Here is a 13,839-nt window from a genome sequence, read left to right as displayed (position 1 = left end):
GGCGATCCAGCCGTCGCCGGCCGGCAGACCATGTCGGAAGCCGCCCAAGGACATAGGTCTGGCGCTGGCGTCAATTTGCCGCTCGACACGGCACATAAACCTTGCGAAAATTTTCGGCGATATAACCGTCTATCGGTGCATCACCCGATATCTGACATGTGAATGTAGGGAACCAGCGAGGGGACCTGCCATGGCTAGTATCGAAGAAACTCCGCGCAGGCTCGTTTTGAAAGCCGGCTCAACGACACTGACGCTCGACAAGGATTCCGGCAAGGCAACGCTTCAGCAAAAAATACTGCTGTGGAACAAAAAGCCCGTCGAATTCGCGCTCTCCAATATCGACGACATCGCGGTGAAGTCGGACGTGGACGGCCTTTCAGGCGCGGCAATCCATCACAGCGTCTTGCACGAGCGTACTGGCGAGATCATCGTCCTGACAACCGAGGAAGCCAGGGACGCCGCCGAAACGGTCAAGAAGCTGCGTGGATTTATTGGAATGTAGGATTCATCGCCGGCCGCTCCGAATTTATCGGTCTGCGCGCCAGCTGTGAAGCTTCAGCCCGTCGACGATCTCGTCGATCGCCTTGCGCCCTGCGCGCATCGCGAGCCGAGCAGATGGAGTTCGGCGCGGATCACTGCCCTCGCCACCCCGCAGTTGGCCGCGCCGACCGGGGCGCGCTCACCCCTTGCGCATTTTGCTGAGCAGGTAGTTGTCGTAATAGTTTTCCGCGATCTGCGTGTAGAACAGCACTTCCTTCATATACGCGTCGTGGCTCTCCTTGGTCTTCTTGAAGAGCGCGCTCTTCTCGGCAATCTCGTTCAGATGGTCCTGCGTGGCCTTGTAGCAGGCCTCCATGACCGGTTGCGGGAAAGCGCGCAGCTCAGCTCCTCCCGCGACCAGCCGCTTCAGGGCGGCGGGATTGACGCTGTCGTATTTTTCGATCATCCACGCGCCCGCGGCCGAACCGGCCTGGTTGAGGACCGCCTGGTATTGTTTGGGAAGCGCATTCCACTTCTCTTCGTTGATGATCATGTGCAGCATGGCGCCGCCTTCCCACCAGCCGGGGAAGTAGTAGTACTTCGCGACCTTGTAGAAACCGAGCTTCTCGTCATCATAGGGACCGACGAACTCCGCGGCATCGATTGTCCCCTTCTCGAGCGCTGGATATACATCCCCGCCCGCGATCTGCTGCGGCACCACGCCGAGCTTTGCCAGCACATGGCCGCCCATGCCCGCGATGCGGAACTTGAGGCCTTTGAGGTCATCCGGTGTCTTGATCTCCTTGCGGAACCAGCCGCCCATTTGCGTGCCGGAATTGCCGCACAGGATGGCATGCGTCTTGAAGGGTTTCAGCGCCTCGTTGCAGAGTTCGGCGCCGCCGCCGAACGACCACCACGAATGCTGATGGCGGTGGTTCATGCCGAACGGCGCCCCTGTCGCATAGGCCAGCGCCGGCTCCTTGCCGATGTAGAAATAGAGCGGCGTCTGCGCCATCTCGACGGTCGCGTTGCTCACGGCGTCGAGCGCCTGCAGGCCGGGCACGATCTCGCCGGCCGAAAACGTCTGGATCTGAAACTTGTTGTCAGTGGCGTCGGCGACGTATTTCGCAAAGGTCTGCGCCGTGCCGAAGATGGTATCGAGCGATTTTGGAAAGCTCGAGGTCAGGCGCCACTTGATCTCGGGCGCCACTTGCGCGATCGCAGGCGCCGCAACCAGCGCCGTCGCGCCGGCCAGGGCGCTGCCTTTGAGGAACGTCCGGCGTTTCATGATGTGCTCACTCCCTCGAGATGCAAGTCCATTGGCGTAGGGCGCGCATAGAGCCCGGGACCATTTGGCCCTCAGCATAACGAACTTCGGGGCATGCGTGGAAGCGCGAAACCGGTCAATTTAGCGTGCCGTCGCCTTACACTAAAACCCAATGCGAGCCGCTGCAAATCCTCGATGGCACTTCGTCTCAGGCACGCACCTGTCGGACGGCCCAGCCGCCTGCCCCCGACAATCATGCCTGGCCGTCGGAACTCCGATGAGAGCATGGCGTTGGCTCACGCGGATCGAGACACCGCCGTGGGCGATAAACCCGGATTGCCCCACGCCTATTGCAACGGAGGTTCGCCGTGCCAGATCCAGCCGAAATGAAAGACCACGTTTACAAGATCCTTGAACTCGTCGGATCTTCGGAAAAAAGCATGGAGGATGCCATTCAGAACGCGATCACCCGCGCATCAAAGACCGTTCGCGGCATGAAATGGTTCGAAGTGGTGCAAACGCGCGGCCACATCGAGGGTGGATCCGTGCGCCACTACCAGGTCGCCTTGCGGGTTGGATTTACCCTGGAAGGGTAATTCGCGGCGAGGCAGCAGGACGAGCAGAGCACGCCAAGAAACCCGGCGCATCTACCGCGTACGGACTTGCCTGGCGGCTTATCAATGCGCACTCACCCGGTCAGCAGCTTCCGGCACGAAGCTGATTGAGGGCGAAGCATGGAGCTCCGCTATTGCGCGGTCAGCGATAGATCGGGGTCCGCCGGGCCAGCTCGCTCTCTCAACTGATCGAACTCACCGGGGTGATAGGTGGCCCCATCGGGCGTTACGATCTCGACGTTCCAGCAGCCGTCCGATATCAGTTCTGTGGCTTTCTTCAACGCAGCTGGAACCGACGCCCGATTAAGGGTCACGTTTCCCGCCGTATCCTGCGCAGTAATCAAAAACCTCATATGATCGCCTCCCGGCGCAAACCACCGGCCATTCTGGCTTGGCGAGCGGCTGCGTCAAGGGCACAGCTGGCCGCATCATTCATATCCAGGCATTCACTTCGCAAACGGGTTCACCCAGCCTCCCCGGCCCGCCGGCGCGCGCGGCGGATAGGCCGTCTCGAGATAATTCAGCACTTTTTCGCGGTCCTTGTCGTCGAGCGGCGGCATGTTGTGGCGGCGGACCATCAGGTTGATCGAATCCTCCCACTGCGCGCGCGTCATACCCTGCTGCGCCACCAGCCGGAAGCCGTGGCAGGCGGTGCAGGCGTAGAAGGCCTCGTCGCGGCCGGCGCCCGCGGCAAACTGCTCCGGACTTTCGTCGCGCGGGGTAAAGGTTGTTTGCGCCATGGCCGGCGCTATCCAGAGCACGCCGGCCAATGCGAGCCACGCAAAACGCACCATCATCCGACCAGCACGGCGATGCGGTGCATGGCGTTGCCGCCATAGCCTTGCGGATTCCAGAAGCCGGCCTGATGCGGCTGCATCGCGCCCTTCGAATCGGTGGCGCGCGCCCAGATTTCGAAATAGCCGTCGGTCGGCAGTTTTAAGGTCGCGGTCCAGCGCTGCCAGTCGTATTTGTTCTTCGGCTTTTGCAGCGTGGTCCGCTGCCAGCTCGCGCCGAAATCGGTCGAGATATCCACCTGCTTGACGGTGAGATCGCCGGCCCAGGAGGCGCCTCGCAGCTTCAGCTCCTTGGTGCCGGCGGCGAACTTGGCGCCGTTCGCCGGATTGGTGATGATGGAACGCACCGGCATCGATTCCAGGATGCGGAAATTCGCCGGATCGGCCTTGCCCCCGGGCACCATCGGCTTGATGGCGAGCCGATAGGAAAATTCCGTCATGCCGGGGCCGTCATGCTCCTTGTCGCGGATGGTGATGCGCGTCAGCCACTTTTGCGAGGCCGAGCCCGCCCAGCCCGGCACGATCAGACGCACCGGTCCGCCATGGATGTTCGGCAGCGGCTTGCCGTTCATGGCCCACACGATCATCGTATTCGGATCCATGGCCTTCTCGATGCGCACGCCGCGCGAGATGCTCGGCTTGCCGGCGTCGCCCGACAGATGCAAATCGGCGGCATAATGCGCGGTGTATTTTGCGCTGGACTTCAGCCCGGCCTTCTTGAGCAGGTCGGCGAGCGGCACGCCGGTCCATTCGGCGCAGCCCGCCCCGCCATTGGTCCACTGGTTGCCGCGCGCCGGCGGCGAGAAGCCCGCCCGGCCGTTGCCACCGCATTCCAGCACCATGCGCCGCGTCACGGCCTTGTATTTCGATTTCAGTTCGCCGAGCGTGATCTCGATCTTGTTGTTGACCTCGCCGTCGATGGTGATCTTCCAGCCGTCGGGGTCCTTCGCCTCCTCGGGGATCTGTCCGTTGTTGCGGATGTAGAATTTCTCGATCGGCGTGGTGTCGTCATCGAGCAGGCTTTCCGGCGTCTCGGCGACCAGCGGCTTTTCGCCAAGCACGACGAGGCCTTCGTTCTTGCCGGGGAATTTCAGATATTGCGGCGCCTTCGCCGCAGCGGGCGCGGCGGCCTGCGCGTGGGCCTGAGGCATGCCGCCGTTGCGTGACAGCGGCAGCGCGCCGCCGATGACGGCGCCGATCGCCGCCAGACCTGAACTGCCCAAAAATCTGCGCCGGCTGGTCTCGAAGTTGTTGCCATCAGCCGAATTGGCTCCGGTTTCCCGCGCCATGACTTCTCTCCCTTGTTGCCCGCTCCCGGGCTTTGTTGGCCGGTTTCCCCTTCGGGAATCCCGACTGGGCGGAGTATTTGCGTTTTGCGCGCCTGCCGCAAGATGGCCAGGGGAAGACGGCCAGGGGAAGCCGCCGGCGTGCCCCCCCCGCAAGCAGACCGGACCACGCGGAGCTGGGGCGGAAGAAATCGGCGCACGGCGCGAAGCTGGCCCAACGAGAAGACCCGTTCGGCATTCTAAAGGCACGGAATTTGCGATCAGGGCTTTCGCACCTGTGAAGGCGCGTAACCGCCTGAGGACCTCGCTCTGAATTCAGCAGTCCGCTGCTAGCCATGAAACTTCAGCCCGTCGACGATCTTGTCGATCACCTTGCGCTCGGCGCGCATCGCGAGGCCTACCAGATTGAGCTCGGCGCGGATCACGGCCTTGACCACCTCGCGGTTGGCGGCGTCGTGCGTGGTCCTGAACATGTCCTCGGTATAGACTGCGGGCGTGACGTTGCGCGTCAGCGCCCGCTCGAGCGCGCGGGAGAGCGCCGGGCGATCGGCGCCGTAGATCAGGATCGGCTGGCCGATCAGCGACAGATATTTCGTGCCTGATGCGTCGCCATAGGGCTCGCCGATACATTCGGGAAAGGCGGCGGCAATCCCGCCGGCCAGGAACGAAGCGACGTTGAGCTTCTGCCACGGTTCAAGATCGGTCCGGATCACGACCGCGATCTTGGTGTCGAATTGCATTGGATTGCCCCAAAGATGTCATTCCGGCTTGCGTCGCCAGCAGCGAATATGTCGAGCACGGATAGGTCGAGCGATGAAAGCTGATCGACTCGGCGACGCCTCCGAAAAGCCAGCATGCCGTCTCTCAACAGTCACCCAACAATCACAATGATTCATGAAAGCGCCATTTCAAGGGCCGTCAAGGGGTCGTCAATGTAGAGGAGCTGGGGTCATACACTCCATAGGGAGGGTGAGCCATGGCACACCGATTCCGTACACTCGACTTCCGTACCATCGACGGCTCCAACAACAATCTTGCCGATCCCACCCTGAACCAGGCCGGCACCGACTTTACTCGCGTGGGTCCGGCGAACTTCGCCGATGGGTTCAACGAAATGACAACGGGGCCTAATCCCCGCGAGATCAGTAACATCGTTGTGGCGCAGGAGGACGCCGGAGAGGACGGCCCGCATTTGACTGACGACAACGGCGTCGCGCTGTCAGGCATGATGTATGCGTGGGGCCAGTTCATCGATCATGATCTGGATCTGCAAAAGTCGGCCACAACCACTGACATCTCGATCCCGGTCCCGGCGGATGATCAGTTTCTGCCGCCCGGCAGCAGCATCCCGTTGACGCGGGTCGCGATCGATCCTGCGACCGGCGTTCCCGGGCACCCCGCAACCGCCATCAATACGGTCACGGGTTGGCTGGATGGATCACAAATATACGGATCCGACGCAGCCACTGCCGCGAACCTGCGGACCGCCGACGGTCATATGAAGATGTCGGAGGGCGATAATCTGCCCATCGTCGATACCCCTCAGGGCCCGGCCTTTGCGGCCGGCGACGTGCGGGCGCAGGAGAACCCCGACCTGACGGCCTTGCAGGTCCTGTTTGTGCGCGAACACAATTATCAGGTCGATCGACTGCACGAGGAACATCCGAACTGGAGCGGCGACAGGCTGTACGAGACGGCCAAGGCCATCACCACGGCTGAGATGGTCAACATCACCTACAGCGAGTTCCTGCCGCATCTGTTGGGCGAGGACGCGATCAAGCCGTACCACGGCTACGATCCTGCGGTAGACTCGCGGATCACCGAGGAGTTTGCCGGCGCTGCCTACCGCTTCGGTCACTCCATCGTGTCAGACGAAATCAGCGCGATCAGCAATCTGGGTGCCTTCACGTCGGAGCAGACGCTGGCGGAATCGTTCTTCGAAAACCCGGCGACTTTCAACGCTACGGGTGCCGATGGCTTGCTTCGGCATCTGTCGGGAGACCTGGCCAACCCGCTGGACGCCCACATCGTCGACGGCTTGCGGAATTTTCTGGTCGATCCTCCCGATGGCATGGATCTGGCGGCGATCAATATCCAGCGCGGCCATGATCTTGGGCTGGGTACGCTGAACCAGACTCGGGAGGCGCTGGGGCTTGCGCCATACACCAGCTTCGATCAGCTGAGCTCTGATCCGGAGACAGCAGCCGCGTTCGAGAAAGCCTATGGCGATATCAATGCCGTCGATTTGTGGGCTGGCGGATTGGCGGAGGACCATGCCGAAGGCGCCATCATCGGACCTACCTTCGGCAAGATCATCGGCGATCAGTTCACCGCATTGCGCGACGGCGATCGGTACTATTTCGAGAATCAGAAGTTCGACAGGGAGACGCTAAGGGAAATCGAGAGCACCACCCTGTCGGACCTGATCCTGCGCGACACCGATACCACCGCCATGCAGAGTGATGCCTTCGTCGCCACCGAGCGGCACAGCGGCACCCTGGGAGGCGTAGACCCGACCGGAGAAGAGGCCGCCGAAGGCATGGCGCAACTTGTGGTCGGATCGGCCGGCAAGGATACGCTGACCGGCGGGGAGCTGGATGACACGCTGGTGGCGGCGCGCGGCCACATGACGATGACCGGTGGTGATGGTGCCGACACCTTCGTGATCAACCTTGATCAAATCAAGGGTCGGCACAACACTGCTGTTATCACCGACTTCGATCCGAACGAAGACAAGCTGCAACTCGTGACCGATGCCCATGTCAGGAAATCATCTGACCATCACGGGGGAACATTGTTGCAAGTCGGCAACGAGACCATCGACCTGCAGGGTGTAAGGCCGAATGAATTGCATCATTTCGACTGGGAGTAAGTAAGCCTGAGTGCTGCGTCGCTTAACTCGGAGTGAGCGACGCAGCATTCTCACGTCGCAGGCTTTATGGGTGCATGCCCTTGACGCTGTCCCCTGGCGCTATCCCTTTGCGTCGCAGGCCCAGGCGCGGATGACGCATTCCTTGCCGCCGAAATCGTAGCACTTCTTTGTCGCGGCGTTGAGCGAGCTGGAAATTTTCGGTTTCACGGCATAGCCGTGGGGTCCGCAGGGGTTGGTCATGTCGACCGCAAGCGCGGCGCAGGCGCGCTTCATGGTGAGCGCGGTGCAACTGCCCCTGCACTGCTTCAGCGCCGCGGCGCGCGCAGTGGCCTCGGCGGGATAGTCATAGGCCTGGCCATAGGCGCCGCACTTGCCGACGGCGAAGGCGCCGGCCGCCCATGCCTTGGTGATGAAGCCCGAGACGCCCAGTATCAACGTCAGCGCAAGGACAAAGAGCGCGCGGCGCTGTGCCGCGACGGTCGAAACGATCAAAATCCCCTCCCCCGAGGTAACAGACAGAATCTAGCCGGGAGGGAGTTTCAACTTGGTGAACGGGTGGTTGAAATTCAGGGCAAAAGCCACTCTTGTCGCCGTACCGGCCCGTTACCGAGAAGCTTCACATGCGGTAGATTGGTCTGATCGACATCGATTGGCAGGTCTCCGCAATGGCGCGGAAACCGGAAAAACCTGAGTCCTGATGGTCATGAAATATTTGTCACTGGCGGCATTCGCCATCTTGCTGACGACTGCTACTTGCCGCGCCAGCGAACAAAGTAACCTTTTTCGTGATGTCTACGCGTGCCCGGAACGCGGATCCTCTTCAGTATGTGTCTACGGCACAATTCCAAAAGGAAAGCAGGTGACCGTAATCGCCAAAGGCTGGAAGAGTTCAGCCCTGCCAAAAGAAAAATTCTCAAACGCAAACGAAGATATCCAGAACGGCATCAGAACAAGCACTCGGCTGCGGGTCGCCGCATCACCGCCGAAGGACGCCACCATGATTGCCATCTTGGCTGACACATCGATGGTCAACGAACTCCCATTCGAGGAAGTTCAGGACGGAGCGCTCGTCGGAAGGATAGGTCGACATATCCAGAACACGAAGGAATTAAATCTCGATCCGGATATCCGACTGCTAAAGACCCGACTGCTCCGGTTGTCGCCAACCATCTTGTTGTCTGAGACGTTTTTGTCGCCGCCTAACGACGTGCCCGACCTGGAAAAGCAATTATCGAGCGGCTGCAGCTATTGTGAAAATGTGCCAATACTGGTTGGACAGAAATTGATGGACCTCTTCAAAGACGTTCGCTCGACCAAGGTGAATGTGGAACATACCTGCGGCGGCATCGAGTTCGCATTCGCCCTTTCTGGCCGCACCTATGTTCTGAGCCACGCATTTTCTTGCGAAAGCGACTCCTTTTCGGCAACTCTGATTCACGATGTTTCACAAGATAAGCCGAAGCTCGTTTTCAGGCTTGCCGGAGGATTCTAGACAAAGGAGCAGCTTGATGGGCAAAGGCGCACAAGCGCCATGCCCACCAATCCACAGCGCGAACAAGGGTGGCGGGCTCGCTCCCGCCTTCGCTCTCAGAGCTACGGCGGACAAGTCGCTTTGCCCACCATACGAATCTACGATCCTCGCGCCGCTTCCAGCGCCTGCGGCGTGTCGATGTCGAGAAACGCGCTCTGGCCGTCGACCGGGACTTCGGCCACGGCCTCGGCGTGCTTGGCGATCAGGTGACGGGCGCCGACGTCGCCATCCAGCGTCATCAGCTCCCTGAAGAAGCGGCGCGACCATAGCACGGGATTGCCGCGGCGGCCGTCGCTGACGGGGACGGCGATCAGATGGCCGCGGTCCGGCGCAAAGGTTTCGATCAACTGGTCGATCAATTTTGCTGATATCAGCGGCATGTCGCCGAGACAGACGACGGCGCCGTCGGCATTCTCGGGCACTGCCGCAATGCCCGCCTTGACGGAAGACGCCAGCCCACCGGCGAAATCCGGGTTGCGGACGAACTTTACGTTCAGCCCCGCCAGCGCCTGTTCGACCAGTTCGGCCTGATGGCCGGTGACGACGATGATTTCGGTCGCCTTCGAGGCCAGCGCTTGCTCCGCGACGATCCGCACCAGCTTCTTGCCGTCAATTTCAGCCAGCAGCTTGTTCGGGCCACCCATCCGCGTCGAGCGACCGGCTGCGAGCACGATGGCGGTGACGTTGCGGTTGGCTTCGAGGTCGGCAACGGTGCGCGGCTGCGGGCGGGTGACGATTTCCATCAGCAGACCGCCGACGCCCATGCCGGTGAGTTCGGCGCGCGTGACCTTCAGGCCGGCGAGAAGCCGCATCAGCACCCAGTCAAAACCATTTTCGACCGGCGAGCGCGCGCAGCCCGGGGCGCCCAGCACCGGCACGCCGCCGGCGCTGCCGATCAGCAGCAGATTGCCGGGATCGACCGGCATGCCGAAATGCTCGATCTGGCCGCCGATCTCCGTGATGGCGGCCGGAATGACGTCGCGGCGGTCGGCGATTGCGGAGGCGCCGAACACGATGACGAGTTCGGCGCCGAGGCCGAGCAATTCCTTGATTGAGGACGCCAGAGCAGCCTCGTCATGCGGCACGCGGCGCTCGGCGATGATGCTGGCACCGGCCGGCGCAAGCCGCTCCGCCGTCACCCGCAAGGTCTTGTCGATCACCTTTGGCGCAAGCCCGGGCAGCAGCGTCGAGACCACGCCGACCTTCTTGATGGTGTAGGGCGCGATCCGCAGCGCACCCTTGCCCGCGACATCAACGGCCGCATCGCGCAGCTTCGCCTCGACGCCGAACGGAATCAGTTTTACGGTCGCGATCATCTCGCCTTCGACCACCGGCTTGAAGGCTGCGAGCGTCGCAAAAGTGATGGCCTCGTCGACGCCGTTGATGCGGTCGACCGCGGCACGATCGACCACCAGCACGCCGGCCTGCGCCGCGAATAGGTTGGAACGGCCGGTAAAGGCGCGCTCGACCGTGACGCCCTCGCCGGCAACGGCTTGCGCGATGCTGGCGGCAGCGACGTCCTCGGAGACATCGCCCTGCTCCAGCCGCACCACGACGATTTCTTTGACGCCGGCGTTGTTAAGCGCCTCGACTTCGGCCGCGCCAATCGTGGTGCCCTTCTTGAGCACCAGCGAACCCTGCCGCAGCGTATGCACAGTAACGCCGCCAATCGCATCAGCCGGACTGGCGGGACCGAACTTCATGCCGCCTGCACCTTCGCGGTTTCTTTCGACAGACGCAGCTCGGCGGTGATCTCGGCCATGATCGCGACCGCGATCTCCGATGGCGATACCGCGCCGATCGAAAGCCCGATCGGCGCATGAATGCGCGCGATATCGGCGTCATCAGCGCCCTGCGCCTTCAGCCGCTCGGCGCGCTTGGCATGGGTTTTTCGCGAGCCGAGCGCGCCGATGTAGAAGCAGTCGCGCTCGAAGGCGTGCAAGAGCGCCGGATCGTCGATCTTGGGATCGTGCGTAAGGGCAACAAACGCCGTGTAATGATCGACGTTGAGCGGCGGCAGCGCCACGTCGGGCCATTCGGCGATCAGCGGCACGTCGGGAAAGCGCTCGGGACTGGCGAAGGCGGTGCGCGGATCCACCACCGTCACGTCGTAGTCGAGTGCGCGTGCGAGCGGCGCGAGCGCCTGGCTGATGTGGACCGCGCCGACGATCACGAGTTTTGCGGTCGGCGCGTAGACGTTGAGAAACAGTTTCTTGCCGCCGGCCTCGATTGTGCCGCTCTTGCCCATGCGCAACTGCTTGGCAAGTTCGGCACCGAGCGGATCGGTCGCGATATCCTTCGCCTTTACTAGCCGCTGTTCGCCATTGGCGGTATCGGTGACCACGATCACCGGGCGGCGCGCGGCGCGCTCGGCGTTTACCTGCGTCAGGGTTTCCAGTTTCACGACTGAGCGACCTTCTCGACGAAAACGCGGATGGTGCCGCCGCAGGACAGCCCGACATTCCAGGCGGTCTCGTCGGCGACGCCGAATTCGAGCATTTTTGGCTTGCCATTGGCGATCACATCCAGCGCCTCGGTAACGACGGCGCCCTCGACGCAGCCGCCGGAGACCGACCCTAAGAACGTGCCGTCATCGTTGATGACAAGGCTCGAACCCGCCGGCCTCGGCGCCGAGCCCCAGGTTTCGACCACGGTCGCCAGTGCGACCCCATGGCCGGCTTTCTGCCAGTTCTCGGCGGCCTGCAGGATGTCGTCATCGCGGTTGAGCATTTTGATGCCCTTTCAAGCTGCTGAGCGGATACGGCTCATGTGGTGCGGCGGGGGCGGCGCCGAAAGCGCCTCGATCAGCCCTTCCATCGATGTCAAATTATGCACCGGGCGGAATTCGTCAACGTGCGGCAGCATCATTTTGATGCCCTGGGCCTTGGCCTCGAAGGCGCTGTAGCGCAGCAGCGGGTTGAGCCAGATCAGGCGGCGGCAGGAGCGGTGCAGCCGGTCCATCTCGAACGCCAGCTTGGCGTCGGCCTCCCGCTCCAGCCCGTCTGATATCAAGAGCACGATGGCGCCCTGCCCCAGCACGCGGCGGCCCCACAATTTGTTGAAGCTGTGCAGCCGAGGTGGCGATGCGGGTGCCGCCGGCCCAGTCCTCCACCGAAGACGAGCAACTCGCCAGCGCCTCATCCGGATCGCGCGCCCGCAGCGCCCGCGTCACATTGGTCAGCCGCGTGCCGAACAGGAACACGGAGACGCGCTTGCGCGCGTCGGTGATGGCATGGAGGAAATGCAGGAACAGGCGGGTATATTCGCTCATCGATCCCGATATATCCAGGAGCGCCACGATCGGCGCCGGCTTCTCGATCCGGCCGAGCTTTCGGATATCGATGATCTCGCCGCCGGTGCGCAGGGAACTGCGCAGCGTGCGCCGCATGTCGAGCCGCAGCCCCTTGGCGTCAGGCTGGTAGCGGCGGGTGCGCAATTCGGCCTGCGGCAGCTTCATGTTGGCGATGGCGCGGGTGACCTCGGCGATCTCGGCCGCGCTCATCTGCGCAAAATCCTTTTTCTGCAGGATCTCCTTGTCGGAAACCGACAGCCGCAGTTCCTGCTCCTGAACCTGCGGTGCGTCATCCCGCGCAGAGGGCTGCGCCATGGCCTCCTGCACCCGGCGCGAGGCCGGCGGCGGCTTCTTCTTGGCGTGGTCCGGCAGCGGCACCGAATCCAGCATGTGCTTCCAGTCTTCGGCGGCACGGAAGAACAGGTCGAACGCCTGTGCAAAAATCAGCATATGCTCGTGACGCTTGACGAAGATCGCCTCCAGCGTGGCGTAGACGTCGGCGCGGTGGCCGATCTCGATCGCCTGCAGCGCGTTGAGCGCGTCGATGACCGCGCCGGGACCTACGGGAATCCCGGCCGCGCGGAGTGCGCGGGCGAAGCCGACAACATTGTCGGCCATATGCCCGGTCGGTGGATTGAGATGATCGATGGTCATCGGACAACTCTGCTTTCGTCATTCCGGGGCACGCGAAGCGTGAACCCGGAATCTCGAGATTCTCAGGTGCGCAATTGCGCACCATAGTTCGACGCTGACGCGTCGCCCCGGAATGACGAACTCTACAACGACGCGCGACCTAATTCTCGCTCGTCGCTTCCTTCAAAACCTTCTGCAGCGTATCGCCCTGCATGCGCGCGATGTCGTCCTGGTATTTCAACAGCGCGCCCAGGGTGTCGCCGACCATTTGCGGCGTCAGCGAACGGGCGTCGAGTTCGGTCAGCGCGGTGGCCCAGTCGATGGTCTCGGCCACCCCCGGCGACTTGTAGAAATCCTGGTCGCGCAGCGCCTGCACGAAGCGGACGACCTGCTGCGACAGCTTGGTCGAGATACCCGGCACGCGCGACTTGACGATCGCGAGCTCGCGCTCGGCCTCGGGATAGTCGACCCAGTGATAGAGGCAGCGGCGCTTGAGCGCGTCGTGGATCTCGCGGGTGCGGTTCGAGGTGATGATGACGATCGGCGGCTGCGGCGCCTTGATGGTGCCGAATTCGGGGATCGTGACCTGGAAGTCGCTGAGAATTTCCAGAAGATACGCCTCGAACGCCTCGTCGGCGCGGTCGAGTTCGTCGATCAAAAGCACCGGCGCGCCGGCAACGTCCGGCTCCAGCGCCTGCAGCAGCGGGCGCTTGATCAGAAAGCGCTCGGCGAAAATGTCCGACGACAATTGCTCGCGGTCGGTATCGCCGGCGGCTTCCGCCAGCCGGATCGCGATCATCTGCGCCGCGCTGCTCCACTCGTACACAGCGGAGGCGACGTCGAGCCCCTCGTAGCATTGCAGGCGGATCAGCTTGCGCCCGAGCGCCGCCGACAGCACTTTTGCGATTTCGGTCTTGCCGACGCCGGCCTCGCCTTCGAGAAACAGCGGCCGGCCCATGCGCAGCGACAGATAGGCCACCGTCGCCAGCGACCGCTCGGCGAGATAGCCGCGCGATGTCAACAGCTCGAGCATGGCATCGACGGATTTGGGTAGCGCCGATGCACTCATG

The 13,839-nt window shown here is 62.5% G+C and carries 14 protein-coding genes and 1 pseudogene; 4 read left to right on the top strand and 11 right to left on the bottom strand.

Annotated elements, in window-relative coordinates; all coding sequences use genetic code 11:
• The first annotated feature begins 190 nt into the window (after nucleotides 1-190).
• Nucleotides 191-502 carry a hypothetical protein gene (locus tag V1293_RS00145; RefSeq protein ID WP_334505637.1) on the top strand — a complete coding sequence of 104 codons (312 nt, stop codon included), beginning with the start codon at nucleotides 191-193 and terminating at the stop codon, nucleotides 500-502.
• A 177-nt stretch (nucleotides 503-679) separates the two neighbouring features.
• On the opposite strand, the gene V1293_RS00140 is transcribed toward V1293_RS00145, so the two are convergent.
• Nucleotides 680-1,768: a TRAP transporter substrate-binding protein gene (locus V1293_RS00140; RefSeq protein WP_334505636.1), complete on the bottom strand. Its 1,089-nt coding sequence runs from the start codon at nucleotides 1,766-1,768 to the stop codon at nucleotides 680-682.
• A 365-nt stretch (nucleotides 1,769-2,133) separates the two neighbouring features.
• Here V1293_RS00140 and V1293_RS00135 point away from each other — a divergent pair, with 365 nt between their 5' ends.
• On the top strand, nucleotides 2,134-2,343 hold the full coding sequence (locus V1293_RS00135; protein ID WP_334516563.1) for a dodecin: 210 nt from the start codon (nucleotides 2,134-2,136) through the stop codon (nucleotides 2,341-2,343).
• A gap of 149 nt (nucleotides 2,344-2,492) precedes the next feature.
• Here V1293_RS00135 and V1293_RS00130 read toward each other — a convergent pair whose 3' ends face one another.
• From V1293_RS00130 to V1293_RS00115, 4 genes are all read right to left on the bottom strand, one after another.
• Nucleotides 2,493-2,714, bottom strand: coding sequence for a hypothetical protein (locus tag V1293_RS00130; protein ID WP_334505635.1), 222 nt, complete (start codon nucleotides 2,712-2,714; stop codon nucleotides 2,493-2,495).
• A 93-nt stretch (nucleotides 2,715-2,807) separates the two neighbouring features.
• On the bottom strand, nucleotides 2,808-3,101 hold the full coding sequence (locus tag V1293_RS00125) for a hypothetical protein (protein WP_334505634.1): 294 nt from the start codon (nucleotides 3,099-3,101) through the stop codon (nucleotides 2,808-2,810).
• Nucleotides 3,102-3,154: 53 nt separating this feature from the next.
• Nucleotides 3,155-4,444 carry a sulfite oxidase gene (locus V1293_RS00120; RefSeq protein WP_334505633.1) on the bottom strand — a complete coding sequence of 430 codons (1,290 nt, stop codon included), beginning with the start codon at nucleotides 4,442-4,444 and terminating at the stop codon, nucleotides 3,155-3,157.
• 326 nt (nucleotides 4,445-4,770) lie between these two features.
• Complete coding sequence (locus V1293_RS00115) at nucleotides 4,771-5,181, bottom strand: DUF2000 family protein (RefSeq protein WP_334505631.1); 411 nt, start codon at nucleotides 5,179-5,181, stop codon at nucleotides 4,771-4,773.
• Nucleotides 5,182-5,417: 236 nt separating this feature from the next.
• On the opposite strand from V1293_RS00115, the gene V1293_RS00110 reads away from it, so the two are divergent.
• Nucleotides 5,418-7,313, top strand: coding sequence for a peroxidase family protein (locus V1293_RS00110; protein WP_334505629.1), 1,896 nt, complete (start codon nucleotides 5,418-5,420; stop codon nucleotides 7,311-7,313).
• A gap of 99 nt (nucleotides 7,314-7,412) precedes the next feature.
• Here the strand turns inward: V1293_RS00110 and V1293_RS00105 are convergent, their stop codons facing one another.
• On the bottom strand, nucleotides 7,413-7,802 hold the full coding sequence (locus tag V1293_RS00105; protein ID WP_334516562.1) for a DUF4189 domain-containing protein: 390 nt from the start codon (nucleotides 7,800-7,802) through the stop codon (nucleotides 7,413-7,415).
• Nucleotides 7,803-8,010: 208 nt separating this feature from the next.
• Here V1293_RS00105 and V1293_RS00100 point away from each other — a divergent pair, with 208 nt between their 5' ends.
• Nucleotides 8,011-8,805, top strand: a complete 795-nt coding sequence (locus tag V1293_RS00100; RefSeq protein ID WP_334505627.1) for a hypothetical protein — start codon at nucleotides 8,011-8,013, stop codon at nucleotides 8,803-8,805.
• 137 nt (nucleotides 8,806-8,942) lie between these two features.
• On the opposite strand, the gene V1293_RS00095 is transcribed toward V1293_RS00100, so the two are convergent.
• The 5 genes and pseudogenes from V1293_RS00095 to V1293_RS00075 all read right to left on the bottom strand — a co-directional run bounded on the left by V1293_RS00095 (nucleotide 8,943) and on the right by V1293_RS00075 (nucleotide 13,838).
• Nucleotides 8,943-10,547, bottom strand: a complete 1,605-nt coding sequence (locus V1293_RS00095) for a molybdopterin-binding/glycosyltransferase family 2 protein (RefSeq protein ID WP_334505625.1) — start codon at nucleotides 10,545-10,547, stop codon at nucleotides 8,943-8,945.
• Nucleotides 10,544-11,248 (bottom strand): XdhC family protein, encoded by a 705-nt coding sequence (locus tag V1293_RS00090; RefSeq protein WP_334505623.1) that lies wholly within the window; start codon nucleotides 11,246-11,248, stop codon nucleotides 10,544-10,546. Before V1293_RS00090 ends, V1293_RS00095 begins: the two co-directional genes overlap by 4 nt.
• Nucleotides 11,245-11,574, bottom strand: coding sequence for an XdhC family protein (locus tag V1293_RS00085; protein ID WP_334505621.1), 330 nt, complete (start codon nucleotides 11,572-11,574; stop codon nucleotides 11,245-11,247). Before V1293_RS00085 ends, V1293_RS00090 begins: the two co-directional genes overlap by 4 nt.
• A 12-nt stretch (nucleotides 11,575-11,586) precedes the next feature.
• A pseudogene (locus V1293_RS00080) lies at nucleotides 11,587-12,790 on the bottom strand (vWA domain-containing protein).
• A gap of 139 nt (nucleotides 12,791-12,929) precedes the next feature.
• Nucleotides 12,930-13,838: an AAA family ATPase gene (locus V1293_RS00075; protein WP_334505618.1), complete on the bottom strand. Its 909-nt coding sequence runs from the start codon at nucleotides 13,836-13,838 to the stop codon at nucleotides 12,930-12,932.
• Between the last annotated feature and the right edge of the window lies 1 nt (nucleotide 13,839).

Origin of the sequence: Bradyrhizobium sp. AZCC 1693 (genome assembly GCF_036924745.1) — a bacterium.
Taxonomy (GTDB): Bacteria; Pseudomonadota; Alphaproteobacteria; order Rhizobiales; family Xanthobacteraceae; genus Bradyrhizobium.
This window is presented reverse-complemented; position numbering and strand designations above follow the sequence as displayed.

Coding starts and splice junctions, on each gene's coding strand:
- V1293_RS00145 (WP_334505637.1), top strand. CDS start 191: ATGGCTAGTATCGAAGAAACTCCGCGCAGGCTCGTTTTGAAAGCCGGC.
- V1293_RS00140 (WP_334505636.1), bottom strand. CDS start 1,768: ATGAAACGCCGGACGTTCCTCAAAGGCAGCGCCCTGGCCGGCGCGACG.
- V1293_RS00135 (WP_334516563.1), top strand. CDS start 2,134: ATGAAAGACCACGTTTACAAGATCCTTGAACTCGTCGGATCTTCGGAA.
- V1293_RS00130 (WP_334505635.1), bottom strand. CDS start 2,714: ATGAGGTTTTTGATTACTGCGCAGGATACGGCGGGAAACGTGACCCTT.
- V1293_RS00125 (WP_334505634.1), bottom strand. CDS start 3,101: ATGGCGCAAACAACCTTTACCCCGCGCGACGAAAGTCCGGAGCAGTTT.
- V1293_RS00120 (WP_334505633.1), bottom strand. CDS start 4,444: ATGGCGCGGGAAACCGGAGCCAATTCGGCTGATGGCAACAACTTCGAG.
- V1293_RS00115 (WP_334505631.1), bottom strand. CDS start 5,181: ATGCAATTCGACACCAAGATCGCGGTCGTGATCCGGACCGATCTTGAA.
- V1293_RS00110 (WP_334505629.1), top strand. CDS start 5,418: ATGGCACACCGATTCCGTACACTCGACTTCCGTACCATCGACGGCTCC.
- V1293_RS00100 (WP_334505627.1), top strand. CDS start 8,011: ATGGTCATGAAATATTTGTCACTGGCGGCATTCGCCATCTTGCTGACG.
- V1293_RS00095 (WP_334505625.1), bottom strand. CDS start 10,547: ATGAAGTTCGGTCCCGCCAGTCCGGCTGATGCGATTGGCGGCGTTACT.
- V1293_RS00085 (WP_334505621.1), bottom strand. CDS start 11,574: ATGCTCAACCGCGATGACGACATCCTGCAGGCCGCCGAGAACTGGCAG.
- V1293_RS00075 (WP_334505618.1), bottom strand. CDS start 13,838: ATGAGTGCATCGGCGCTACCCAAATCCGTCGATGCCATGCTCGAGCTG.